The 24,793-nt window shown below is 61.0% G+C and carries 18 protein-coding genes; 8 read left to right on the forward strand and 10 right to left on the reverse strand.

What is annotated here, in order from left to right:
- Positions 1–47: 47 nt before the first annotated feature.
- Positions 48–896, forward strand: a complete 849-nt coding sequence (locus tag OHL18_RS01275; protein WP_263373025.1) for a DUF1003 domain-containing protein — start codon at positions 48–50, stop codon at positions 894–896.
- A gap of 2 nt (positions 897–898) precedes the next feature.
- On the opposite strand, the gene OHL18_RS01280 is transcribed toward OHL18_RS01275, so the two are convergent.
- The 4 genes from OHL18_RS01280 to OHL18_RS01295 are packed head-to-tail and all read right to left on the reverse strand — an operon-like array spanning position 899 to position 10,329.
- Positions 899–2,584: an efflux transporter outer membrane subunit gene (locus tag OHL18_RS01280; RefSeq protein ID WP_263374566.1), complete on the reverse strand. Its 1,686-nt coding sequence runs from the start codon at positions 2,582–2,584 to the stop codon at positions 899–901.
- Positions 2,574–5,717, reverse strand: coding sequence for an efflux RND transporter permease subunit (locus tag OHL18_RS01285; RefSeq protein ID WP_263373026.1), 3,144 nt, complete (start codon positions 5,715–5,717; stop codon positions 2,574–2,576). The genes OHL18_RS01280 and OHL18_RS01285 overlap by 11 nt, the downstream gene beginning before the upstream one ends.
- Entirely contained in the window at positions 5,714–9,073 is a 3,360-nt protein-coding gene (locus tag OHL18_RS01290) for an efflux RND transporter permease subunit (protein WP_263373027.1), read from the reverse strand. Before OHL18_RS01290 ends, OHL18_RS01285 begins: the two co-directional genes overlap by 4 nt.
- Positions 9,070–10,329: an efflux RND transporter periplasmic adaptor subunit gene (locus OHL18_RS01295; RefSeq protein ID WP_263373028.1), complete on the reverse strand. Its 1,260-nt coding sequence runs from the start codon at positions 10,327–10,329 to the stop codon at positions 9,070–9,072. The genes OHL18_RS01290 and OHL18_RS01295 overlap by 4 nt, the downstream gene beginning before the upstream one ends.
- Before the next feature lie 354 nt (positions 10,330–10,683).
- On the opposite strand from OHL18_RS01295, the gene OHL18_RS01300 reads away from it, so the two are divergent.
- Positions 10,684–12,438 (forward strand): amidase, encoded by a 1,755-nt coding sequence (locus OHL18_RS01300; protein WP_263373029.1) that lies wholly within the window; start codon positions 10,684–10,686, stop codon positions 12,436–12,438.
- 248 nt (positions 12,439–12,686) lie between these two features.
- Positions 12,687–13,997, forward strand: a complete 1,311-nt coding sequence (locus OHL18_RS01305; protein WP_263373030.1) for a glucoamylase family protein — start codon at positions 12,687–12,689, stop codon at positions 13,995–13,997.
- An 8-nt stretch (positions 13,998–14,005) separates the two neighbouring features.
- On the opposite strand, the gene OHL18_RS01310 is transcribed toward OHL18_RS01305, so the two are convergent.
- The 3 genes from OHL18_RS01310 to OHL18_RS01320 all read right to left on the reverse strand — a co-directional run bounded on the left by OHL18_RS01310 (position 14,006) and on the right by OHL18_RS01320 (position 16,980).
- Positions 14,006–14,308, reverse strand: a complete 303-nt coding sequence (locus tag OHL18_RS01310) for a hypothetical protein (RefSeq protein ID WP_263373031.1) — start codon at positions 14,306–14,308, stop codon at positions 14,006–14,008.
- 81 nt (positions 14,309–14,389) lie between these two features.
- Positions 14,390–16,516 carry an NAD-dependent DNA ligase LigA gene (gene ligA, locus OHL18_RS01315; RefSeq protein WP_263373032.1) on the reverse strand — a complete coding sequence of 709 codons (2,127 nt, stop codon included), beginning with the start codon at positions 16,514–16,516 and terminating at the stop codon, positions 14,390–14,392.
- 8 nt (positions 16,517–16,524) lie between these two features.
- Positions 16,525–16,980 (reverse strand): hypothetical protein, encoded by a 456-nt coding sequence (locus OHL18_RS01320; RefSeq protein ID WP_263373033.1) that lies wholly within the window; start codon positions 16,978–16,980, stop codon positions 16,525–16,527.
- 59 nt (positions 16,981–17,039) lie between these two features.
- On the opposite strand from OHL18_RS01320, the gene OHL18_RS01325 reads away from it, so the two are divergent.
- Together OHL18_RS01325 and OHL18_RS01330 are read left to right on the forward strand one after the other, a co-directional pair.
- On the forward strand, positions 17,040–18,080 hold the full coding sequence (locus OHL18_RS01325) for a metal-dependent hydrolase (RefSeq protein WP_263373034.1): 1,041 nt from the start codon (positions 17,040–17,042) through the stop codon (positions 18,078–18,080).
- A 107-nt stretch (positions 18,081–18,187) separates the two neighbouring features.
- On the forward strand, positions 18,188–18,742 hold the full coding sequence (locus OHL18_RS01330) for a DUF6580 family putative transport protein (protein ID WP_263373035.1): 555 nt from the start codon (positions 18,188–18,190) through the stop codon (positions 18,740–18,742).
- A 64-nt stretch (positions 18,743–18,806) separates the two neighbouring features.
- Here OHL18_RS01330 and OHL18_RS01335 read toward each other — a convergent pair whose 3' ends face one another.
- Positions 18,807–20,255: a phytoene desaturase family protein gene (locus tag OHL18_RS01335; RefSeq protein ID WP_263373036.1), complete on the reverse strand. Its 1,449-nt coding sequence runs from the start codon at positions 20,253–20,255 to the stop codon at positions 18,807–18,809.
- 5 nt (positions 20,256–20,260) lie between these two features.
- The gene (locus tag OHL18_RS01340) at positions 20,261–21,037 is read right to left on the reverse strand and encodes a hypothetical protein (protein ID WP_263373037.1); all 777 of its coding nucleotides are present in this window, start codon (positions 21,035–21,037) and stop codon (positions 20,261–20,263) included.
- 292 nt (positions 21,038–21,329) lie between these two features.
- Between OHL18_RS01340 and OHL18_RS01345 the strand changes: the two genes are divergently transcribed.
- Both OHL18_RS01345 and OHL18_RS01350 read left to right on the forward strand, forming a co-directional pair.
- Positions 21,330–22,079, forward strand: a complete 750-nt coding sequence (locus OHL18_RS01345; protein WP_263373038.1) for an alpha/beta hydrolase — start codon at positions 21,330–21,332, stop codon at positions 22,077–22,079.
- Positions 22,048–22,590, forward strand: coding sequence for a DUF4337 domain-containing protein (locus tag OHL18_RS01350; RefSeq protein WP_263373039.1), 543 nt, complete (start codon positions 22,048–22,050; stop codon positions 22,588–22,590). The genes OHL18_RS01345 and OHL18_RS01350 overlap by 32 nt, the downstream gene beginning before the upstream one ends.
- A gap of 13 nt (positions 22,591–22,603) precedes the next feature.
- Here the strand turns inward: OHL18_RS01350 and OHL18_RS01355 are convergent, their stop codons facing one another.
- The gene (locus OHL18_RS01355; protein WP_263373040.1) at positions 22,604–23,290 is read right to left on the reverse strand and encodes a MarC family protein; all 687 of its coding nucleotides are present in this window, start codon (positions 23,288–23,290) and stop codon (positions 22,604–22,606) included.
- 328 nt (positions 23,291–23,618) lie between these two features.
- Between OHL18_RS01355 and OHL18_RS01360 the strand changes: the two genes are divergently transcribed.
- The gene (locus OHL18_RS01360) at positions 23,619–24,560 is read left to right on the forward strand and encodes a branched-chain amino acid transaminase (protein ID WP_263373041.1); all 942 of its coding nucleotides are present in this window, start codon (positions 23,619–23,621) and stop codon (positions 24,558–24,560) included.
- The last annotated feature ends 233 nt before the right edge of the window (positions 24,561–24,793 follow it).

Here is a 24,793-nt window from a genome sequence, read left to right on the forward strand (position 1 = left end):
CAATGGGACGGCCAGCAACCACCACTTAGATAGATGAGGTCACGCAAATGCCCTGCCTTCCGCAAGAATTGAAAGATATTCCGCTCTTTTCCCTGCTCGATGAAGACGAACTTGCCATCCTTGCGGCGCAGGTCGAGGTGAAGAAGTTTGCGGCCCGGCAGCGCATCTACAAGATCGGCGATATCGGCAAGAACGCTTTTGTGGTGATGTCAGGGAACGTCCACGTGAGTACGGTCGACAGCGACCACCAGGAAGTTCTACTGCACCAGGTTGGACATGGTGAGTTCTTCGGGTTTGCGTCGATGCTTGAGGAGACGCCGCACCAAACGAATGCCATGGCGATGACCGAAGTCGAGTGCGTCGAGATCGATCGCAACGACATCTCAGTGCTGCTGCAGAAGAAGCCGATGGCGGGGATGGACCTGCTTACCGTGATCGGACGGCAGTTCCACGCGACCCAGGAGCTGGTGCGACTGCGCGCGAGCCGGAATGCGAACGAGTTGATCGACGAGGAGGAGACCTTCGGCGAGCGGATCGCGGACAAGGTGGCGCAGTTCGGCGGATCGTGGACCTTCATCATCACCTTCGGCGTCGTCCTGAGCGCCTACACAGCGATCAATGTGTACCTCAGGGGCAAGGCGTGGGACCCGTATCCGTTCATCCTGCTGAACCTCTTCCTGTCGATGCTCGCCGCGATCCAGGCTCCAGTGATCATGATGAGCCAAAACCGGCAGGACTCTAAGGACCGTGTTCGCAGCGAGCTGGATTACGAGGTGAACCTGCGGGCGGAGACGGAGATCCAGGCGGTGTCGAGCCGGCTGCACCTGCTGACGGATAAGATCGGCGACCTCGATGATCTTATCCGCTCCGTCAAGAAGGAAGGCGAGCAGAAGTAGCGCTACTGCTGAATCGTCGTGTCGGGCTTGGTGAGTTTCTGGCTTACCTGCGCGGGGGTTGGGAGCTGAGTGCGGTCCCACCCTCCGCCAAGGGCCTGGATGAGGTTGACCGAGTAAGTCATCTGCTGGATCTGCAACTGGGTCACGGTCTGCTGATCGGTGAGCAGGGTGGTCTGTGCGATGACCACGTTCGAGTAGGGATCGAGGCCGAGTTTGTAGCGGTCAAGCGCGAGCTGGACGTACTGCTCGGCCGTGACCTGCGCCTGCATCTGCTGGGCGATCTGGTTCGAGCCGATGCGCAGGTTCGAGAGCGCATCTTCGACCTGCTGGAAGGCTGTGAGCACGGTCTGGCGATAGGTCGCGACGTTCGCGTTATAGGTGCCGATGTACTGGTTGACCGTGGCGCGGCGGAGGCCGCCGTCGTAGATCGTCTCGGAGACGCTAGGCCCGATGGACCAGAAGCGGCTGGAGATGTCGAAGAGATGCTTGAAGCTGGAGCTCTCAAAGCCGCCGGTCGCGCTGAGAGTGAGCGAGGGATAGTAGGCCGCGGTGGCGACGCCGATCTGCGCGTTCGACGAGGCCATGGTGCGCTCGGCGGCGGCGATGTCCGGGCGGCGTTCCAGCAACTGCGACGGCACGCCGACGGGGACGGCTGGCGGGGGCACGATGGAGGGCTTGACTGGGATGGTGAAGCTCGACGGATTCGCGCCGATCAGGACTGCGATGGCGTGTTCGTACTGGGCTCGGGCTGTGCCGATGCCGATGGCCGTGGCTTGCGCGTTCTGGAGCGTGTTCTGTGCTTCGACGACGGAGATCTGGTTGTCGACTCCGGTCTCGGCGCGGCTTTGCGCGATGTCAAGCGCGTTCTGGTCGGCGGCGACGGTGTCGGCATAGAGCTTCGCCAGGGCGTCCTGCCCGCGTAGTTCGAAGAAATATTGGGCAAGCGATGCCTGCTCAGTGAGACGTTCGTTTTCGAGGTCAGCGGCGGAGACCTGGGCGCTGTACTGGTCGCTGCGGATCTGGTTACGGATCTTGCCCCAGAGATCAGGCTCCCAGGTGAGAGAGAGAGGCAGACTGCCGAGAGAACTCTCGCGTCCGGTCGTGGTGGTGACGGTTGAGCCGGTGGTTCCTGTTCCCGTGCCAGTGCTTGTCCCGGTGCCCGCTCCTGTTCCGGTTGTAGTGGAGGAGTTCGTCAAGTTCGAGGATGACCGGGTGCGGGTATAGGCGGGCGCGGTGCCCAGTGTGGGGTAGAGTTGCGAACGCGCCTCCGCGATGAGGGCGCGGGCGACCATGAAGTTTTCGAAGTACTGCTTGATGTTCTGGTTGTCGATGTTAAGGCGGTCTTCGAGCGCGTTCAACTCGGGATCGTTGTAGATCTCCCACCACTTGCCGCGAAGCATCGCGTCCTGCGGTTCAGCGACCTTCCAAGTATCGTAGGCGGGCGCGGGAACGACCTGCGGGTTGGTGGAGTTGATGTCGGCCTTGATGACGGCAGGAGCGGGATTGGTTGCGCCCGGAAGCTCGCGATAAGCGGGTGGTGCGGTCTGCGCAGCGGTGGGCGGAACGTTGTACTTAGGCCCGACACGGCAGCCGGAGATCAAACAAAGCAGAGCGACGGAGAATACGGTTGCGGCGGGACGAAGAGAGAGGGTCATATTTGCATTCGATTCGTGGAAGTTATTCTGCATGGTTCGCAAGCTGACCTCCTGCGAGGGATGTGTCCTTGCGGTGGAAGCGCTTTCCTACCCAGAGGCGAAGGCGATCGAGTTCCAGATAGATAACAGGCGTGGTGTAGAGCGTGAGCAACTGGCTGACGATCAATCCTCCGACGATGGTGATGCCGAGCGGGCGGCGCAGCTCCGAGCCGGTGCCGGTGCCGAAGGCCAATGGAAGAGCGCCGAAGAGCGCGGCCATCGTGGTCATCAGAATGGGGCGGAAGCGCAGCATGCAGGCCTGGAAGATCGAGTCTTCCGTGCTAAGACCGTCGCGTTCGGCCTGCAGCGCGAAGTCGATCATCATGATGGCGTTCTTCTTCACGATGCCGATGAGGAGAACGATGCCGATGATGGAGATGACGTTGAGGTCGATCTTAAAGATCAGAAGTGCCAGCATCGCGCCGACGCTGGCCGAGGGGATCGTCGAGATGATGGTGATGGGATGCACGAGGCTCTCGTAGAGAATGCCAAGCACGATAAAAACCGCCAGCAGAGCGGTGACGATCAGAATTCCTTCGGTACTGAGGGACTGCTGGTAGGCGAGGGCCGTACCCGCGAAGACGCCATGGACGCTGGTCGGTGTACCAATCTTTATCTTCATCTCGGCGATCTCTTCGGTGGCCTGCGACAGGGAGACGCCTGGATTGAGGTTAAACGACACCGTCACTGAGGGGAAGAGGCCGGTGTGGTTGATACTGAGCGGCGTGGTGCCAGACTTCGACTTTGCTAGAGAGTAGAGCGGCGTGTTTCCTGTCGCAGTCTTGCTGGAGCTGGTACCACCATGAAAGTAAATGTTCTTGAGACCCTCGGGGCTCTCCAGGTACTCAGGCGCGACTTCCATGACGACGTAATACTGATTGAGCTGAGTGTAGATGAGCGAGACCTCAGACTGGCCGAAGGCAGAGTAGAGGCCGGAGTCGAGCGACTGCGCGGTCAGGCCGAGACGGGCCGCTGTGGAGCGGTCATAGGTGACGAGCTCCTGCAGACCGCCATTCTGCTGGTCGGAGTTGATGTCCGCGAAGCCGGGGAGCTTCTTCATCTCGGCCTGGATCTTCGGGGCCCAGACATTAAGATCGGAGACGTTCTCCGCCTGAATGGTGTACTGGTACTGGGCGTTTCCGCTACGACCACCGATGCGGATATCCTGGCCAGCCTGCATGAACGAAGACGCGACGGGGAGTCGATTGAGGTTAGGACGGATCCGGCCAATGACCTCGGAGGACGTGATCTGACGCGTGCCCGGGCCCTTTCCGATGGGCTTGAGCGACGCGAAGATAAAGCCGGTATTGGTAGGGCCGCCACCACCCGTGAAGCCGATGGCGTGTTTCACAGCGGGATCTTTGCGAATCGTATCGATGATTTGAAGAAGGGAGTCGCGCGTGGCGGGAAATGAGGAGTCCTGCGGGCCCTGGATACCGCCGAAGATGAGGCCGTTATCCTGCTGCGGAAAGAAGCCGGTTGGCGACTTCTTTACGAGGACGACGTTGAATGCGACCGTGAGCATCCACACCGTGAGAATGAGGATTGGGTTCTCAAGGACCCAATGCAGGCTGCGGCGATAGATGGAGAGTATCCAGTCGAAGAACCCCTCGCTGAGCCTGTAGAGGCGGCCGTGCGAGACGTGCTTCTCGTCTTTGAGCAGGTACGCGCACATCATCGGTGTAGTGGTGAGCGAGATGACCATCGAGACGAGGATGGCGGTCGATAGCGTGACTGCGAACTCGCGGAAGAGGCGTCCGACGATGCCGCCCATCAGCAGCAGAGGGATGAAGACAGCGATGAGCGAGATGCTGATGGAGAGGACGGTGAAGCCGATCTCCTGCGCGCCCTTCAAGGTGGCCTGCATGGGCGACATGCCGTCTTCGAGGTGTCGGGTGATGTTCTCCATGACGACAATGGCGTCATCGACCACAAAGCCGGTGGAGATGGTGAGGGCCATCAGCGAGAGATTGTCGAGCGAGAAGCCGAGCAGGTACATCACCGCGAAGGTGCCGATGAGCGAGACCGGGACGGCTACAGCGGGAATCAATGTAGCGCGACCGTTGCGAAGGAACAGGAACACCACGAGGATGACCAGCAGGATCGAGATGACGAGGGTCTTTTCAACGTCGAAGACCGACGCCCTGATGGTGGTGGTGCGGTCCATCATGACATCCATCTCAATGCCATTGGGGATGGAGGCCTTGAGCGCGGGAAGAGCGGCGTAGATGCGCTCAACGGTGTCGATGATGTTTGCGCCGGGCTGGCGCAGGATGGGCATCACCACAGCGCGCTTGCCATCGAAGTATCCGGCGGTGCGGGTGTTCTGGACAGAGTCGATGACGTCGGCGACATCTTCAAGACGGATGGCAGCGCCGTTGCTATAGCCGACGACGATCGGCTTATATTCTTCAGCATGCGAGATCTGGTCGTTGGCGAGGATGTCCATCGTCGTCTGGCCATCGGTGATCTGGCCCTTGGCGAGGTTGGAGTTTTGGAGACTGAGGACGGACTGGATGTTCGACAGTGCCAGACCATAGCTCGCGAGCTTGTTGGGATTGACCTCGACGCGGACGGAGGGCAGCGTTCCGCCGCCGGCGCTGACCTGGCCCACACCCTGGATCTGCGAGAGCTTCTGCACGATGACCGTCGACGCTTCGTCGTAGACCTTGTCCGGACCGTACTTGTCGGAGGTCAACGCGAGGATCATGATGGGCGAATCGGCGGGATTGACCTTGCGATAGGTGGGGTTGCCGGGAAGGTTAGCCGGCAGATAGGCGCGCGCCGCGCTGATGGCAGCTTCAACGTCACGGGCTGCGCCGTCGATGTCGCGCGAGAGGTCGAACTGGATGGTGATGTTTGTAGATCCGAGACCGCTCGAGGAGGTCATCTCGGTGACGCCGGCGATATGTCCGAGCTGGCGTTCGAGCGGCGTGGCGACCGAGGACGCCATGATCTCCGCGCTGGCTCCGGGCAGGCCGGCGTTCACGTTGATGGTTGGAAAGTCGACCTGCGGCAGCGGAGCGACCGGGAGGAAGTTGAAGGCAATCGCCCCGGCGATGGCTACTGCGATCGTAAGCAGCGTGGTCGCTACCGGCCGACGGACGAAGGGCTCGGAGATATTCATACGCCCGCCTCAGCCTCGGCGTGGGTCGCATGCTGAGGCTCATTGCCCGTCGGATTTCCTTTGGAGCGCTTCGAGAATCGGCCTGCGAGGTTATCGAAGAAGATGTAGATGACCGGGGTGGTGTAGAGCGTCAGCACCTGGCTGACGAGCAGTCCGCCGACCATCGCGATGCCGAGGGGACGGCGAAGCTCCGAGCCGATGCCGTGGCCGAAGGCCAGTGGAAGGCCGCCGAGCAGCGCGGCCATCGTCGTCATCATAATGGGGCGGAAGCGGAGCAGGCAGGCCTCGTAGATGGCTTCCGTCGCGGACTTGCCATGTTCGCGCTCTGCCTCGAGCGCGAAGTCGACCATCATGATGCCGTTCTTCTTGACGATACCGATCAGCAGCACGATGCCGATGATGGCGACGACGCTGAGGTCCTGCTTGAAGAGGATGAGCGAAAGGAACGCACCCACACCGGCGGAGGGCAGCGTCGAGAGAATGGTGATGGGATGAATGAAGCTCTCGTAGAGGACGCCGAGGACGATGTAGACGGTGACCAGCGCGGCGAGGATCAGGATGGGCTCGTTCGAGAGCGAGTTGCGAAAGCTGGCCGCCGTGCCCTGGAAGTCTGCCTGCACGCTGGCCGGCATGTTGAGGTCTTTCTGGATCTTGTCGACCTTATCGATGGCACTACTGAGCGATGCGTTCGGGGCGAGGTTGAAGGAGACGGTGATCGCGGGGAACTGTCCCTGGTGTGTGATGGAGAGTGGCGACGTGGTGGTCTCGAAGTGCGAGAACGCACTGAGCGGAACGGCGTTGCTCATGGTGGAGCTGGTCGAGCCCGCTGAGCTCGAGCCGCTGGTGGTTGCGGTGCTTGTCGTGGCCTTCAAAGCATTCGCGGGAGGCGTGAACGACGCCGAGCTTGGCGTGAACAGGAGGGTTCCTGTGAGAGCGTTCGAGCCGGCGGAGGTTGAACCCGAAGCTGAGAACGAGGCCGCCGCGCCCGCACCCGAGGTGCCCGAGGCGGCGTTGGCCTGGATGTAGATGTGGTTGAGCTTGTCGGGATCAACCTGGAACTGCGGCATACTCTCCAGCACCACGTGGTACTGGTTCAACTGCGTGTACATGGTGTTGATCTGGCGCTGCCCGAAGGCATCGTAGAGCGTGTTGTCGATGGTGGTGGGAGCGATGCCGAGACGTGATGCCGTACCGCGATCGATGACAAGCTTCACGGCGAGGCCGCCAGGCTGCTGATCGCTGGCGACATCTTCGAGTTCGGGCTGCTTCTTGAGCTCCGCGATGAACCGGTTGGTCCAGAGATTGAGCTCGGCCTGGTCGGGATCTTCGAGGGTGTACTGATACTGCGTGCGGCTGACGCGGTCGTCGACCGAGATGTTCTGCACCGGCTGCATGAAGAGCTGAATGCCTTCGACGTTGGCAAGTTTCTTTTGCAGGCGGCGGATGACGTCCGCCGCGCTGCGGTCGCGATCTTCAAGCGGCTTGAGGTTGATGGACATGCGACCACTGTTGGTCGTGGTGTTGGTGCCGTCTGCGCCGATGAAGGACGAGAGACTCTGGACCGCAGGATCTTTGAGGATGACCCTGGCGAGTTCCTGCTGTTTTTCGGCCATGGCTTTGCCGGCGATGGCTGGCGGAGCCTGTGAGATGCCCTGGATCACGCCCGTATCCTGCACCGGGAAGAAGCCCTTTGGGATGATGATGTACAGGAAGACGGTCAGCAGCAGGGTGAGGACAGCGACGATCAGGGTCAGGCCCTGGTATTCGAGCACCGTCTTCAGGGTGCGGCCGTAGAAGTCGATCATGCCGACAAAGACGGCCTCCGACTTGCGATAGAACCAGCCTTCCTGGGCCTTTGGATCGTGCTTCAGGATGCGCGAGGCCATCATCGGCGTAAGCGTGAGCGAGACGACGGCGGAGATGATGATGGTGACGGCGAGGGTGACGGCGAACTCGCGGAAGAGCCGGCCGACGACATCGCCCATGAAGAGCAGCGGGATCAGTACGGCGATGAGCGAGACGGTCAGCGAGAGAATGGTGAAGCCGATCTGTTCAGCGCCCTTGAGAGCCGCCTGCATGGGCGGCTCGCCCTCTTCGATGTAGCGCGAGATGTTCTCGACCATCACGATGGCGTCGTCGACAACGAAGCCGGTAGAGATGGTGAGAGCCATGAGCGACAGGTTGTCGAGCGAGTACCCGAGGGCGTACATCGCGGCCAGTGTGCCGATGAGCGACAGCGGGACCGCGACAGCCGGGATAATGGTCGCCCAGAGGTTGCGCAGGAAGAGGAAGATGACCAGGATGACGAGGCCGATGGTCAGAACGAGCTCGAACTCGACGTCATCGACCGAGGCCTGAATCGGAGTCGTAAGGTCGGTCAGCGTGGTGACGTCGATGCCCGCAGGCAGGTTCGCCTTGAGTTGAGGCAGCAGTGCCTTGATGTTCTTGACGACTTCGATGGTGTTGCCGCCGGGCTGCCGCTGGACGTTGACGATCACCGCTGGAGGCAGACTGCCGTCGGAGCTCTGGCCCATCCATGCGGCCTGGTTGTTGTTCTCGATGCCGTCGACGACTTGAGCGACATCGGTCAGGTAGACAGGCGCGCCGTTGCGGAAGGCGACGACAAGCCCCTGGTAGTCCTTGCTGGTGACCAACTGGTCGTTGGCGTCGATCTGGTAGTCCTGGCGCGGACCGTCGAAGTTACCTTTGGCAGCGTTGACGCTGTTTTGAGTGATCGCGGTGCGCAGGCTTTCGAGGTCGATGCCATAGGACGAGAGCGCTGTCGGGTTCGCCTGGATGCGGACAGCGGGCTTCTGGCCTCCGCTGATGCTGACAAGTCCAACGTCCTTGACCTGAGAGATCTTCGGAGCGAGGCGCGTGTCGACGAGGTCCTCTACCGTCGAGAGCGGAATCGTCTTCGAGGTGACGGCAAGGGTCAGGACGGGAGCGTCGGCTGGGTTCGTCTTGCTGTAGGTCGGAGGCGAGGGAAGGTTCGCAGGCAGGAAGCTCTGCGCGGCGTTGATGGCCGACTGCACCTCTTCCTCAGCGATGTCGATGTCGAGGCTCAGGTTGAACTGGAGGACGACGACCGAAGTTCCACCGGAGCTGGTGGAGGTCATCTGGCTTAGTCCCTGGAGCTGTCCCAGTTGACGCTCAAGCGGGGCGGTCACCGTGGTGGCCACGACGTCGGGGCTGGCGCCCGGATAGAAGGTGAGGACCTGAATGGTGGGATAGTCCACCTGCGGCAGAGCCGAGACGGGCAGCTGGGTATAGGCAACGATGCCCACCAGAAGGATCGCGGCCATCAAGAGCGAGGTCGCGACCGGACGCAGAATAAACGGACGCGATGGACTCAAGGAGCCGTACTCCCACTAGTTGCAGCGGACGGAACCGGCTTGGTGGAGATCTTGACGGTCGCCCCAGGAGCTAGCTTGTCGAAGCTGCTGTTGGCCAGAACGTCGCCGGGATTGATTCCCTGCACGGCAGTCGTGTTGCCGTCAGAGACGAGCGTCTTGACCTCCTTCTCCTGGGCCTTTTCGCCCTTGGCGTCAGACTGGATGACATAGACGAAGGAGGTGGTGCCATTGTGCTGGATCGCCGATGAAGGAACCAGCGTAGCGTCGTGCAGCGTGTTCACCAGCAGGCGGGTGTTCACGAACTGGTTGGGGAAGAGGGTTGACTTGCTGTTTGCGTAGAGCGCGCGGCCCTTAACGGTGCCAGTCGTAGTGTCGATCTGATTGTCGAGCGTGAGCAGGCTTCCGCTTTCAAGTTTGGTGATGCTGGTGCGATCGAAGGCGTCGACTGGCAGCTTCGCGCCCTTGACCAGACGAGACTGGACTTGTCCGAGGCTGTCTTCGGGGATGGTGAAGACCACCGTGATGGGCTGCATCTGGGTGACGACGACGAGTGCCGTGGTTCCGTTCGCCTGCACGACGTTGCCGGGGTCGACCAGGCGCAGACCGACCTTGCCGGTGATAGGCGACGTGATGTGACAGTAGCCGACCTGGACTTCGTCATACTGGACGAGGCCCTGGTCGTTCTTCACGGTGCCTTCGTCCTGAAGGACGAGCTTTTCCTGGTCGTCGAGGATCTGCTTCGCGATGGCGTTGCGGGACCACGCCGCCTGATAGCGCTGAAGATCCATCTTCGCCTGGCCGAGGATGTTCTGGTCCTTCTCGAGGGTGCCCTGGGCCTGCAGCAGCGTGGCGCGATAGCTGCGGTCGTCGATATCGATGAGCGGCTCGCCCTTGTGAACGAGCTGGCCCTCGCGGTAGTGGACCGCAACGATCTGGCCGGCCACCTGGCTGGTGATCGATGCCGTATAGACCGGGGTGACGGTACCGATGGCGTCGAGGTAGACGCCGATGTCACCCTTCTGGGCTGTGGCCGAGGTCAGCGTCACTGGGCCGCCGGCTCCAGCTCCGCGACCGCCGCCAGCCGCCTTGGGCGCGCTTTGCCGGGTCCAGACAAGGTAGAAGGCGACGCCAAAGATCAACAGGATGATCAGCCAGACAAGGATACGCACGCCATGGCTGCGGGGCTTTGGAGCAGGTAACTGGTGGTCGAGACCTACATGAGGTGTCGGGTGGGATTCAATCGGATCGGCAGGCAAATGTCTTTCCTTATCTCGTTGCAGGTGTGACGGCAGGGCGATGGTCGCGAGCGGTCAAAAGTTCAGGCGCAATCCTGAGTGCGAATTCTGCGCCCAGCTCCATTATGGACGATTCATCCCGGACGAAAGGACGCAGTGATTTTGAACGTCCACTGCAACTCCGCTCCCGTCCGTAAAGATTGCTAAATGTTATGGATGCAGCTGAGGCAGATAAGTTTACGCTTCTCTTTAGATGCCTGGCAGCTAGAATCCGGAGAAAGATTTATGTCGAAAGATGAGAGAAAGATAGATCCTTCAGCGCGCTCCAGACGGCAGTTTCTCGCCGCCGGGGCGCTGGGGGTGCTTGGAGTTGCGATGGCAGACGGTCCCACGAGCGCCGCACAGAGTCCTCCCGCCACGGTCCCGGCTGCTCCGGCCGGAGCGCCACCGGCGTTTGGGACTGCGCCCGCAGTTGGGCCGGAGGTATCGCCAGCGACTTTTCTTGAGGCGGAGAGGCTGGTGGCTGTCTCTTTAACCGAGAGCGAGCGGGCGCAGGCGGCGGGAAACTGGCGAAACTCGCTGGCACCGGTCTATGAGCGCCGAACCGGGCCGAAGAAGGTTGCCATTGAGTCTTCGGTCGCGCCGTGGTCGCGCTGGGATTGCGCGTTGCCGGGAACAGAACCGGGGCCGGCCACAAATCGGTTCGTAACCAGTCGAATGGATGCCGGGCCACTGCCGTCGAAAGACGAAGACATCGCCTTCGCCCAGGTCACCCAGCTTTCGCAGTGGATCGAGACTCGCAAACTTACTTCGGAGAGGTTGACCACGATCTACCTGGCTCGCCTGAAGAAGTTCGACTCGACGCTGCACTGCGTGATCACTTTGACAGAGGAGCTTGCGCTGGCGCAGGCGAAGCAGGCCGATGCCGAGATCGCCGCAGGACACTACCGCGGGCCGCTGCATGGCATTCCATGGGGATCGAAAGATCTGCTTGACACCGCGGGCATCCATACAACCTACGGTGCGGAGCCCTTTCGCAACCGCATCCCATCAGCAGATGCGACCGTGGTCGAGCGCCTTCATGCGTCGGGAGCGGTTCTCGTCGCCAAGCTGAGCATGGGAGCGTTGGCGCTGAACGATATCTGGTTCGGCGGGGAGACGCTGAATCCGTGGCTGTTGGAAGAAGGATCGTCGGGCTCGAGCGCAGGGCCGGGATCGGCGACTGCGGCTGGGCTGGTGGGCTTCTCTATCGGTAGCGAGACCGGAGGGAGCATCGTCTCGCCCAGCATGCGCTGCGGCCTGACCGGGCTTCGGCCCACCTTTGGACGGGTTCCGCGCACCGGCGCGATGACGCTGTGCTGGTCGCTGGACAAGCTGGGCCCGATGACCCGGGGAGTTGAAGACTCGCTGCTGGTGCTTCAGGCTATTACCGGCCCGGACGTCCACGATGTTTCCTGCGTGCCGTCGAAGTTGGCGTTCGATGCCCACGCAGACGTCAAGGGCCTTCGCGTCGGCTATATCCCCGCGTGGATGAAGGAAGCACCGGCCACGGAGGTCGATCGAGCGGCGCTGGAGATGGTGAAGAAGCTCGGCATGACAGCGGTGCCGGTGTCGCTGCCGGACTGGCCTTACGCGTCACTCAATGTCATCCTGTTTGCCGAAGCGGCAGCAGCCTTTGAGGAGATCACGCTTGACCGCGAGATCGATTCGCTGAAGATGCAGGTGCCCGACGCGTGGCCGAACCTCTTCCGGCAGTCGCGGTTTCTCTCTGCGGTCGACTTCGTCCAGGCCGACCGGCTGCGCCGCAAGGTGGCGATGGAGATGGGCAGAGTGATGTCGGAGGTCGACGTGCTTCTGGTGCCTTCGCTGCGCGACGACATTCTCAACATCACCAACGCGACCGGGCATCCGTCACTGACGTTGAGGGCTGGGTTCGTGGAGGTATCTGAGGCACGGAGCGACTGGGCTCCTGATCCAGCGCGTCCGCTGGCGAAGTTTTCTCCTCCCCGCAGGGTTCCTCATGGCATCACGTTGATTGGAAGGCTCTTCGATGAAGGCACTTTGGGCGAGGTGGGGATGGCGCTTGAGGCGACCTTTAATGTAGCGAAGGAACGTCCCTCGGGCTTCTAAGCGTACGCAAGTTGCTGACTATAAAGAGGTATATCCCGTCTAACGACTGGATATACCTCTTTTGGCTGCACCGTGCATCCTTGAAGGGATATCGTCCGACAGTTGGCGGGCATCCAATGTTCAGTTGTGGGACGGATGCGGGAACGACGCGCACCCCTCATGTAGTTCTGAAGTCTAATCTGCTGGCAACTCAAGGTAGGGCGAAGATCCGAGGAAGAGAGACAAGTCGAATCAGCCGCCGCAGCGCAATGGGTTTGATCGGAGGGACGGCCCTGTCTACGGTTGCGATTCCGAAGGCTGTCGCTGCCGGGCGTACGCAGGTACCTGCAAAAGTACAGGCTCCGCCGGTACGCCTGTCGCGCGAGGACAATGTCTTCCTTGAAGACCTGACACGCCGGGGCTGCATGTTCTTCATCGAGCAGGCAGACGAAGTCTCGGGACAGGTGCTTGATCGTGCCGCGAACAAGGTCTCCAGCGGAGACTTCGACAAGGACCGAAGCATTGCCAGCATCGCAGCGACGGGATTTGGCCTTTCCGCGCTGTGCATAGCAGAACGACGCAGATATATGCCCACCGCGCAGGTGAAGACGCGTGTCCAGGCGACGCTGCAGTTCCACCTGAATAAGATGCCGCACCAGCACGGCTTCCTCTTCCACTTCAACCATGTCCACACGGGCGAGCCCTTCGGCTTCAGCGAAGTCTCCTCGATCGATACCGCGATCTTTCTCTGCGGAGCGCTGACCTGCCGCGCCTACTTCAATGACGGCACGCCGGAGGGTACGGCGATCGGCGAGCTTGCGACGCAGCTCTATGAACGCGTTGACTGGCCGTGGATGCTGAACGGCGGCGACACTTTCGCCATGGGATGGAGGCCGGCGAGCGGCTTCATCCGTTCGCGGTGGAACCACTACTGCGAGTTGATGATGCTTTATCTGTTGGCGATCGGCTCGAAGACCCATCCGGTCGACCCGATCACATGGGATGCGTTTACGCGGCCACCCATGGTCTATGACGAGTACGAATACATCGCCGGGGCCGATCCGCTGTTCGTACACCAGTATTCGCACGCGTGGTTTGACTTTGCGAATAAGCGCGATGCTTACGCGAATTACTTTGAAAACTCCGTCACTGCTACCGAGGCCCACAAGGCCTTTTGCCTGAGTCTTGGGCGGGGTTACAGCGATGATTACTGGGGCGTGAGCGCTTCGGATTGGGAACACGGCTATGTGGCGTGGGGCGGGCCTCCGCTGATGGGACCGGTGAACGGATCGGTCGTGCCGTGCGCTCCGGCAGGGTCACTGCCATTTCTTCCCGCGCAGTGCATCCAGACGCTGCGCGCGATGAAGGATCGTTTCGGCGCCGATGCGTGGGGACGCTATGGGTTCTGCGATGCGTTTCATCCGGAGCTGCTGTGGTACGACCCGGACGTGCTGGGCATCGATCTCGGGATCGGCGTGCTGATGGCGGAGAATCTACGGACAGGACTTATCTGGAAGACGTTCATGCAGAATCCAGAGCCTGTTGCGGCCATGCAACTTTGTGGGTTTCAGGCCGAATAGCTTTCCTGCTATTCAACCTTGCCCACGCCACAGTTCACCCGTTCAATAGGGCCTCCGGGCTTGCTCATGTGCAACTTGAAGGAGCAGTTGACCGACGAGGAACCCGCGCCTACGCCCTGGTAGACGTACAGATCTTTCTCTGCACCGAAGTAGACGCCGAGCTGAGTAGCGGGACCGGTGCCCTGGAGTTGAAACTGCATCGGGCCGGGGTCAGAGGCCGCGCGAACAGTGGACGGAGAGTGGGCAAGCCAGCCAAGAACACCGCCGGCCATTACAGAGAGTGCGATAAGGATCGTGGGTTGAGCCTTCATGGGGATGGTCCTCGACAAAGATTGTGTTTGGAGTGAATTCTTCTTGTAAGACTCGACCGGTGTCCCGGCGTTAGTGATGACTCACTTCGTCAGCAATGCGAGCAGTCCGGCCTCATCCAGCACTGGCACCTGCAGCGACGTGGCCTTGTCGAGCTTCGATCCGGCTTCTTCGCCCGCGACGAGATAGCTCGTCTTCTTGCTGACCGATCCAGAGACTTTGCCTCCCGCCGCTTCTATCTTCTCTTTGGCCTCATCACGCGTAAGCGTAGGCAGGGTGCCAGTCAGAACGAATGTAAGGCCCGCGAGCGTGTCGGTGGTGACGCGCTTCTCCGCGGTGAAGGTGAGGCCAGCTTTGCGGAGGCGCTCGATCAGGGCTATGTTGCGCTCATTCTGGAAGAAGTCAAAGACAGTCTCGGCCACCTTGGGGCCGACATCATTGATGCGGGTCAGGTCTTCGATGGAGGCTTTCATCAGTTCATCGAGCGAGCCGAAGGCGTCGGAGAGCGCCTGCGACGTTCGTTCCCCAACATGACGGATACCGATCCCGAGCAGGACGCGGGCGAGCGGCGCAGTCTTTGAGCGCTCGATCTGCGCGAGCAGCGAGTCGGCGGTCTTTTCGCCGATGCGTTCGAGGCCGAGCAGGTCTTCCTTTTTCAGCGAATAGATATCGGCGATGGAATGGACAAGGGCCTTGCGAGTGGGCTCTGGTGCAGTCTCGGCGGCAGTTTCGACCTCATTCTCCGGTGTCTCCGACGCGCTGTGCCCGAGCAGTTGCGCAATGAGCGATTCGCCTAGGCCTTCGATGTTCATCACGCCGCGCGATGCGAAGTGGCGCAACTCTTCTTCGAGACGCGCGGGGCAGCTCGCGTTGACGCAGCGCAAGTCGACCTCGCCCTCTTCGCGGACGAGCGCGGTCTTGCAGCGCGGGCAGGCCGAGGGAAACTCTATCTCCGTGGTGCCGCGAGGATGGGCCGCATCTTCGACGACTTCGATGATCTTGGGGATGACATCGCCGCCGCGCTCCACCTTGACGAAGTCTCCGAGGCGGACGCCGAGGCGGGCAATCTCGTCGGCGTTGTGCAGCGTCGCGCGGCTTACTGTTGTGCCACCAACGAAGACCGGATCGAGTTCTGCGACCGGCGTGATCTTGCCCGTGCGCCCGGTCTGAAACGCGACACCGAGCAATTGCGTGATGGCGGCGCGTGCGGGGAATTTATAGGCAATCGCCCAGCGCGGAGCCTTGCCCGTAAAGCCGAGGCGGCGCTGCTGCGCGCGGCTGTCGGCCTTGATGACGACGCCGTCGATCTCGTAGCCGAGGGTGTCGCGAAGAGACTCTGCTGCCGCGATGAATGCGATGACTTCGTCGATGTTCGCGACGGTCTTTGCGTGGGTGTTCACGCGGAAGCCGGCAGCGCGAAGGGCAGCGAGGGCCTCAGACTGCGAGGGCATCAGGTAGTCGCCGTCACGAAGCAGAAAGTAGGCGTAGAGATCGAGACGGCGCTGCGCCACGATATTCGGTTCCAGTGTGCGGATGGTTCCCGCAGCCGCGTTGCGTGGGTTGACTGCTGGAGCCAGTCCCGCCGCTTCACGCTCCTGGTTCATCTTTACGAAGGCCGCTTGCGGCAAAACTACTTCGCCGCGTACTTCAAAATCCTGCGGCAGATCGGCGGCTTTCAACTTCGCCGCCGAGATGCTGAGTGGCACAGACTTGATGGTGCGGACGTTCGAAGTGACGTTCTCGCCGATCGTCCCATCTCCACGAGTCAGACCACGTTCGAGGCGTGCCGAACCGTTGGGTCCGGCAACGTAGTGGAGCGCAAGCGAGAGGCCATCGAGCTTCAGTTCGCAGACGTAACGGACGACCTCCGTGCTGGGCAGCGCCTCGCGCAGGCGAGTGTCCCACGCCCGCAGCTCGGCGTCGTTGTAGGCGTTGTCGAGCGAGAGCATGGGCCGCGAGTGCGGCACCTTCACGAAGCCGTCGGCAGGCTTGCCGCCCACACGCTGCGTCGGAGAATCGGGCGTGAGGAACTCCGGATGCTCGGCCTCAAGGGCCTTCAACCGGTTCATCAGCTCGTCGTACTGCGAGTCCGTCAGCTCCGGCGCATCGAGAGCGTAGTAGAGATGCTCGTGGTGATGAATCTCTTCCCGGAGAGAGTTGATCTGAGCTTCAACGGGAGATTCGGATGCGGAGGTCGGCTCGGACGGCATAGGCGAGATTATAGATTCGCGGCAGTGATGGGTTTGACGGATGGCTCGATCCAGCTTCGCCGGGCTTCGATTGACGCCAGGACATCGAAGTCGTAGAAGTCGCGGAAGATGTCGCGGCGATCCCGATAGGCCTGCACGGCAAGCGCGGTGAACTCGACGCGATCAAGAGCTGGATGGGTACCCCGGACAGCGGCAAGCGCCTTGATCCAGAAGACGGTGATGGTCTCGTGGTAGCCGCTAATTTCCCTGTTCTTGCCGCCGACGGCCTCGTTGAACCGGCGCACGCAGAGGCGCATGTGGTCGATCGCCGCGGCTTCATCGAGCATGTGGACGTAGCAGGCTCCGGCGGTCAGATGGCCTGCATGGGTGAACTCCTCTTTGGGTAGTGTTCCGGCTTCAAAGGCTGCCAGGAAGGCGTCAAGCTCCAGCTCCGATGGAGGGCGCGTGTCAGGCAGTATCGGCATGTCTTAAGAATAAAGGACACTGCGCGAGGATAATGGAGGCTGCGCGGTATGCTGGCTGCATGGAACCAGTCACCCACTTTCTTACCGGCGCGTGCCTTTCGCGGGCTGGACTGAATCGCAAGGCCGCGTATGCAACGTTGGCGATGACGCTAGCAGCGGAGGCGCCGGATATCGACACGCTGTGGTCGCTGGGCGGGCCCGTGGTTGGGTTCGAGCATCATCGTGGCTTCACGCACACATTTCTGGGGCTACCCTTCGAGGCAGCGATCATCGTGGGCGGGGTTTGGATCTTTCATCGATGGCGAGTTGGGCGAAATAGGACAACAGTCGCGCCGGTGCGTTGGGGGTTGTTGTACCTCTTCTGTCTGATCGGGCTGCTGAGTCATATCCTGCTGGACTGGACGAACAACTACGGCGTGCGGCCGTTCTTCCCCTTCAACCCGAAGTGGTACGCGGGGTCGATCGTATTCATCTTTGAGCCGGTCATCTTTTTGGCTCTGCTTCTGGCGCTGGTCGCGCCATTTTTCTTCGGGCTCATCAACAGCGAGGTTGGCGCGCGTCGGCAGCCTTTCCGGGGCAGAGGATGGGCGATCTTTGCGCTGGCTGTGATCGTGGGAGTCTGGGGATGGCGTTGGGTGGAGCAGGATAACGCCATCGCTCTGGCAAGGACAGAAGTCGCAGGCGGCAGAGTCTTCGCCAACCCCTATCCGCTGAACCCCTACCGCTGGCAAGTCATCGCCGAGACGCCTGATGCTTACCATTTGCTGACGGTCGATACCCTGCGTGGGATCGCGAGTGAGTCGCCGGAGAAAGATGTTCTTTACAAGCCGCCGACCACACTGGCAACGCTGGCGGCCAAGCGGAGTTTCCTGGGTGAGGTCTACCTCGACTGGTCCATGTTTCCCATCGTCGAACAGAGTGGCGTCGATCCAGACGGCTATACAACGGTCACCTTTCGCGATCTGCGCTTTATGTACGACACCTTTCTGACCAGTGGAAGAGGCAACAGCCGCGACAATCCGCCGCTCATGGGAACCGTAACGGTCGATCCGAATCGGAAGGTTGCGGAGATGGAGATGAACGGGCGAACGCAGAAGTAGCGAGTTGCCGGTTGACCAGAGAGGAAGTACCGAGGACAATCAAGACTGGCGCTAGTTTTGATGTGATTTGCCATCGGCTTCAGCCGCCCACCCTTCGAGGTTCCGACATGTCCGCATATCTTGTACTCCTGCTCGCTGTACTCAGCCGCATCCTGCCGCACACGTTTCATGTTGTCGGCTTGAACTTCACCGCTGTTGGCGGCGGCCTGCTGTTCTTCGGCGCTCGACGGAGCCGCTGGCAGGCGTTGATCGCGATCCTCGCGCTGGCTGCTACCGACTACTACCTGACGGTCTATGCCTACGGATTTCCCTTCCATGTGAGCAGCTACCTTGCTACTTGGGCGTGGTATGGGGCAATCTGCCTGCTGGGCAGCGGACTGCTCGCCAAGCGCGCGACCGCGCTGCGTGTGACTGCAGGCGTGCTTGCAACCTCTACTTCGTTCTTCGTGCTCAGCAACTTCATGGTCTGGGCTGCGGGCGGGATGTACCCCGCAACGACCGCTGGGCTTGGAGCCTGCTACGTTGCGGCAATTCCCTTCTTCGCCAACGACCTGATCTCAACCGCGATCGTCGCCGGTGCGCTCTTCGGAGTTCCCGCCCTGGCAAAGGACATCGCACGGACCGTGTGGCTGCCGGAAGGCTCGAACCAGCCGCTCGCGTAATACGCGATTCGCTTCATCAGGAAAAGGCCGCCACTGTGCGGCCCTTTCTTTTTGCAAACTTCAATCAAGCCAGTTTGAGACGTTCAATCGCTCGCTTCGCAGCAAGATGACCGCACATTCCGTGGACACCGCCGCCTGGGGGCGTAGACGCCGAACAAAGGAAGACCTTCGGAAGGCCGGTGCTGTAGAGCGACGGAGTCGGTCGGAAGATCAGCTGCTTCGCGGTCATGGCACCGCCTGAGATGTCTCCACCGATGAGGTTCGCGTTCCAGGCCTCGAAGTTCGCCGGTGTCGTGATCGTTCTCGCGAGGATGCAGTCGCGAAAGCCCGGAGCGAAACGTTCAATCTGCGCTTCGATGGCTTCGAAGTGTGAGGCAGTGGAGCCGTTGTGGACGTGGCAGTAGCCCCACGCTGTATGTTTGCCCGCAGGCGCGCGAGAGTGGTCGAAGAGACTAGGCTGTACCAGCAGCACGAACGGTCTTTCCTTGACCCTTTCGGAAGACCAAGGCGCAGCCTCGGAGGCGATCATCTCCTCCAAGCTGCCGCCAACATGCACGGTCGCGGCGCGGGAGCAGTCCTTCGCCGTCCATGGGATCGGATCGCTGAGTGCCCAGTCGATCTTGTACGCTCCGGGGCCATAGCGGTAGCTCTCCAGCTGGCGGCGGTAAGAGGCTGGCATGGCGTCTCCAGCGATGGTCAGAAGTTGCCTTGGCGAGATGTCGCAGAGTACGGCTTCGGCAAGCCCTATGTCTTCGAGAGAGGTCACCTGCCGGTTGAGATGAACGCTTCCGCCGAGGCTCTCAAGGTGTTCCACCAAAGCGTCGGAGAGCGACTGCGCTCCTCCCTCCGCGATGGGCCAACCGGTCGCATGTCCGGCTGCGGCAAGCACCAGGCCGACGGCGGACGAGAGTGGACTCGTGAGCGGCAGAACCGAATGAGCGGCCATTCCGGCAAAGAGAGCCCTGGCGCGGGTGCCTTTGAAGGCGCTGCGGGCGAGCGTCGAAGCGGAGAGCATCGCGTAGATGCCGAACCTTGCGAGCAACAAAGGGCTTCGGGGAAGGTGAACGATGGGGCCGAGGATCTCGGTGCAGAGCGCGGGCCAGTCATCTACGAGCGGCCTGATCAGGCTCTTATACGCGGCGGCATCACTGGCGTTGCCCAGGCCGCTGCATGTCGTGGCCATGTCGTGCTCCAGCATGACCGCGGTGCCGTCATCAAAAGGGTGCGCCAAGGGTGCGGGAGGTTCGATCCAGCGATGGCCATGCCGGTGAAGCGGCAGCGAGTTGAAGAAGGGCGACGCCGCTCCCATGGGGTACACGGAGGAGCCGAGATCGTGGCGGAAGCCGGGCAAGGTGATCTCGGCCGTCCGCGCTGCCCCGCCAGCCGTCGCGCCGGCCTCGAAGACAGTCGTCTCGATGCCCGCCTGCGCCATCGTAATGGCCGCGCTCAGTCCGTTCGGGCCCGCGCCGATGATCGATGCCTTCGCCATCTCTGCGTCGAGGATACGCGACATGCAGGCTAAGGGCGGGAAAGCACTACCGCCTGCTCCAGCGTGGTGCCATGGGGGACCGGCGTGTAGCCGGTCTGCACCTCGTCTTGCTGCTCGCCGATGTTCTTGAAGAGCAGCGCCTTGCCGTCGATGTGTACGTGGGTCTCGGTGATCTGCCAGAGCCCAGGCGCGAGTTGGCGGCGCTCCACCCGGAAAGTTCCGCCCTTCACCAGTCGGCCAAAGAAGCCGAAGCCGAAGGTGACATCCTGGGTAAGGCGTCCGCTGATCGTCATGATGCGGTGCTGCGCCTTATCGACGACGACGCTCCCATTCATCGCGGCCAAGACGCGCGATTGCAGCGTCGGCGGATGGAAGTCGGGTCGGGGTTCGAAGTGAAGGCGCACCACCGTTGCGTTCTGGGACTCCATCGTCCAGGTGAAGGCTTCGGGCAGCATGTCGAGGAGTTCGCGGGCGCTCTTGTCGTCAGCCATACCATCTCTCCTTTGCTTTGCGAGCTTGGAGCTGTCATGAACGAAACGGTTCAGCCGATCCTCTTCCTGACTCGCTTCGTCTGGAGAGATTGGCTTGCCGTCGCGCGAGATGAGTCGTTTGACCGAACCGAAGTCGGTCTGCACCACGATGGAGACGATATTGAGGTCTCTTTGCTCATCGCGATATCGCCAGCGCGAGTGGTCGTTATCGTCCGCGTCCAACTCTGTCTTTACAGCCACCTTCAACGTTGCAAGGGGATCGTTAACGGTCTGAGCGAAGGAAGCTTGGGTTGCTACCAGATTCAGGCTTGACATGACTAGCAGAAGAGCGACCCCGCGAAAGCGTTTCACGGAGGAAAAGATGCGAGGTGCGGCAGGCAAGTTGGCCCCTGGGCTCAGCTTCATATGGGTTCGACTATAAACTGGGCGGAAGGTGAGGCAGCCAGCGCGAGCGACAAACGAGGCTTCGAGGTCACCGCTTGCGCAGTTACGCTTTCAGTTCCTGATCTCGTTGGCGATGCGCGCCATCCTTGTCCGGGACGGTATAGCTGAATTGCTCGCAGGCCGACCCTCTGCGCCTTCGCACGAAGGGGATACAAGGCAGATTTTGATCCCAAGCGGATCGCGAGTGCTCGACGGGATGCTCCTGCGGCCTCAAACGGATTCAAAGGCTTCTGTCCTGATCCTGCATGGCATCGGCGAGCGCATGTCCTACTGGCACGAGGCGCAGGAGATGCTTGCAAGGCACGGAATAGCGTCGCTGATCTTCGACTACTCCGGCTATGGGAAGAGCACGGGAGCGACTACGCCAGAGAATCTGCGGCAAGACACGCTAGCTGCCTATGATTCGCTTCGAGCACTGCTTCCAGGGAGTCGGCCACCGTTACTTCTGGGGCTATCGCTGGGAACCGGAGTGGCTATTGATGCGGCCCCGTGCCTGATCCCGGTGCCTTCGGGCGTCGTGCTCTGCGAGGCGTTTTCGTCGTTGCGGGAGGCTGGCGATGCGGTTCTGACGGCAACGCGGCTACCGGGATTTGCGATCCGCGCACTCGCGAGGCTTCTGCCTGATGTGTATCGTACAGCCGAGTCGGTCCGACAGCTGACATCGCCTCTGCTGATCGTTCACAGCGACTCCGACGAGTTGTTTCCCCTGGCGATGGCGCAGGAGATCTTCGCTGCAGCCCGTGAGGACAGCGAACGGCGCGCGGAACTCTTCGTGCCTCGTGGGTTTGCTCACAATGATGCTTACCTGAACCCAACTCTGGGATACTGGCAGCCGATTCTTGATTTCCTGCTCTCGCCGGATGAAGCGCTAAAATGGCCGCATGGAACCCACCGAGATCCAGGAGTTTTCTAACGAGATGAAGGAAGCGGGCGAAAAAGCCCTGACCAGCGTCTCGCTCGCCATCAGCATCCTCGCAGTGCTTGTCGCAATGGTCACCGTTCTAAGCCATCGCAGCCACACCGAAGCGGTGCTGCTGCAGTCGAAGGCCAACGACCAGTGGGAAGAGTACCAGTCGCGTAAGCTGCGCGCGGAGAACCTGCAGGTCACGGTCGATCTGTTGACGCTGCAGCCGGTGACCGACAAGGCCACGACGCAGAAGAAGGTCGACGAGTACACGGCCAAGGTCACCAAGTGGACGGGCCAACTGGAAGAGGACCAGAAGAAAGCAAACGACCTCGAAGAGAAAGTGGAGATGGCTGAAGACAAGGCCTCACACTTCGATCTGGGCGAGGCGTTGCTTCAGATCTCCGTGGTGATGGCGTCCATCACGCTGCTGACCAAGAAGAATGGCTACTTCTTCTTCGGCCTCGCGCTTGGGCTTGCTGGGCTGATTGCCGCGGCGCTTGGCATCGCCATTCACTGACCCCGCAGGCTCGTCACTCCGCAGGCTTGGCGATTACGTTGAGATCGACCATACCGTTGACGAAGTACTGCATGGCCAGGGCCACCAGCAGCAGGCCCATGATGCGGACGAGAATGCGAACGCCGGTCTCCCCAAGAGCATTGGACACTTTGTCTGAGTTTCCCAGAACCAGGTAGCAGATCGCTGCGGTGACGAAGATCGCGGCAAGGATCGCGACCATCCGCCAGGGATGGTCTTCGACCTGGCCAACCAGCACCATGACGGCAGTGATGGAACCCGGGCCGGCAAGCATGGGGATGCCGAGGGGCACGATGCCGGCGTCGTCCTTGGTGGCCGCGTCTTCGGTCTCGCCGGATGCTTCCTGGGTCGCGGAGCGCTTAGCCTGAAGCATGTCCAGGCCGATGAGCAGAAGAATGACGCCGCCTGCGAGTTCAAAGGCTGGCAGAGTAATGCCGAACATCTTGAAGATGTACTGGCCGGCAATCGCAAATGCAGAGAGGACGACCCACGCGGTGAGCGACGCTTTACGGGCCATCACCTTGCGGCGTGCCTTGTCGACTCCCTGGGTGACGGCGAGGAAGGTCGGCAGGGCAGCGAACGGGTCGACGAGGAAGAAGATCGAGCTTAGAGCGAGCAGCGAAAAACGGACGTACACCGAGTGCTGCAACCCGGAGAGGGAGACACTTGCTGGATCAAACATAGAAATCCTTATATGGGGAGGGACGGGGCCGAATCGCAGAGCTACTGCCCGAGGAGACTCGGGCTATGCTCTTTCGTCGATACTTTTGCCGCTTCTACCTCTGTTGCTGGGCAAAGCCGTCTGGAACGGCCGCCACTTCCATTGGATGATGCCCGGTGTCGTTTCGACGCGCACGGACGATCACGACTACTTCTCAAGTATACCGGGCGGCTTCGAAGTTCCTGTTACGAGACCGGTAATTTGCCCTGTCGCAGGTAACCCAAGCGTGGGCTTTTCTCGTGCAGCCTATAATGTTAGGTCTAAGGATTGATGCACTTCAGGAGCGAATATGGCGATACAGGCAACCGACCACATCTGGCATAACGGCGAACTCATCCCCTGGAACAAGGCACAGATCCATGTGATGAGCCACGTCGTCCACTACGGCTCCTCGGTCTTCGAGGGCATTCGCTGTTACTCGCAGCCGAACGGCGCAGGCGTGTTTCGCCTGCCGGAGCACATGCAGCGCCTGGTCGACTCGGCGAAGATCTATCGCATGCCGCTTCCTTACACTGCCGAGGAGCTTGCGACCGCAGTGATCGATGTGATCGAGGCTAACGGCGTCGCTCCCTGCTACATCCGCCCCATCGCCTTCCGCGGCTACGGCGAGATCGGCGTCAATCCGCTCCGGTCGCCCGTAGAGGTGTACATCGCGAACTTCCCGTGGGGCAAGTACGTTCCTGGCAATGAAGGTGCAGACGTCTGCATCTCTAGCTGGAACCGCATGGCTCCGAACACGCTGCCGGCCCTGGCGAAGGCGGGCGCGAACTACATGAATTCTCAGCTCATCCGCATGGAGGCCGAGATTAACGGCTATGCCGAGGGTATCGCGCTCGACGTGAACGGCTACCTGTCGGAGGGCTCGGGCGAGAATCTCTTCCTGGTGCGCGGTGACGTTCTTTACACTACGCCGCTGGCGAACTCAGTGCTCAACGGCCTGACCCGCAGCTCGATCCTGCAGCTCGCGAAGCAGCTTGGCATCACCGTGGTCGAGCAGGCTCTGCCACGCGAGATGCTCTACATCTGCGATGAGGCTTTTTTCACCGGAACCGCTGCCGAGGTGACTCATCTGCGCTCGGTCGACCGCATCGTCATCGGCGACGGGACGATGGGACCAGTCACGACGAAGCTGCATAAGGCCTTCTTCGATATCGTCAATGGGCTTGCTCCCGACCGCTACAACTGGCTTACGCCGGTGAACGTAAAGGTCGCGGAGCCCGTCGGCGCTTAGGTCTGATCACACAAGAGCGGAAACGGGGCGCATGAGTCTTCTCATGCGCCCCGTTTCTCTTGTGTTTCGCAGGAAACAGTTGAACCAGAAAGATGATTCTGCCGATAGAGGCTGACTGGTAACTGGCCAGTTGGAGTTGCAGGATGAAAGTCGAAGACCGTTACACGGTCGGCGCGGCCCTCTTTATGGTGCTGACCTCCGCCGCCTACCTGTTATTTGCAGGAAGATAGGGA

The organism is Granulicella aggregans (assembly GCF_025685565.1).
GTDB lineage: Bacteria > Acidobacteriota > Terriglobia > Terriglobales > Acidobacteriaceae > Edaphobacter > Edaphobacter aggregans_B.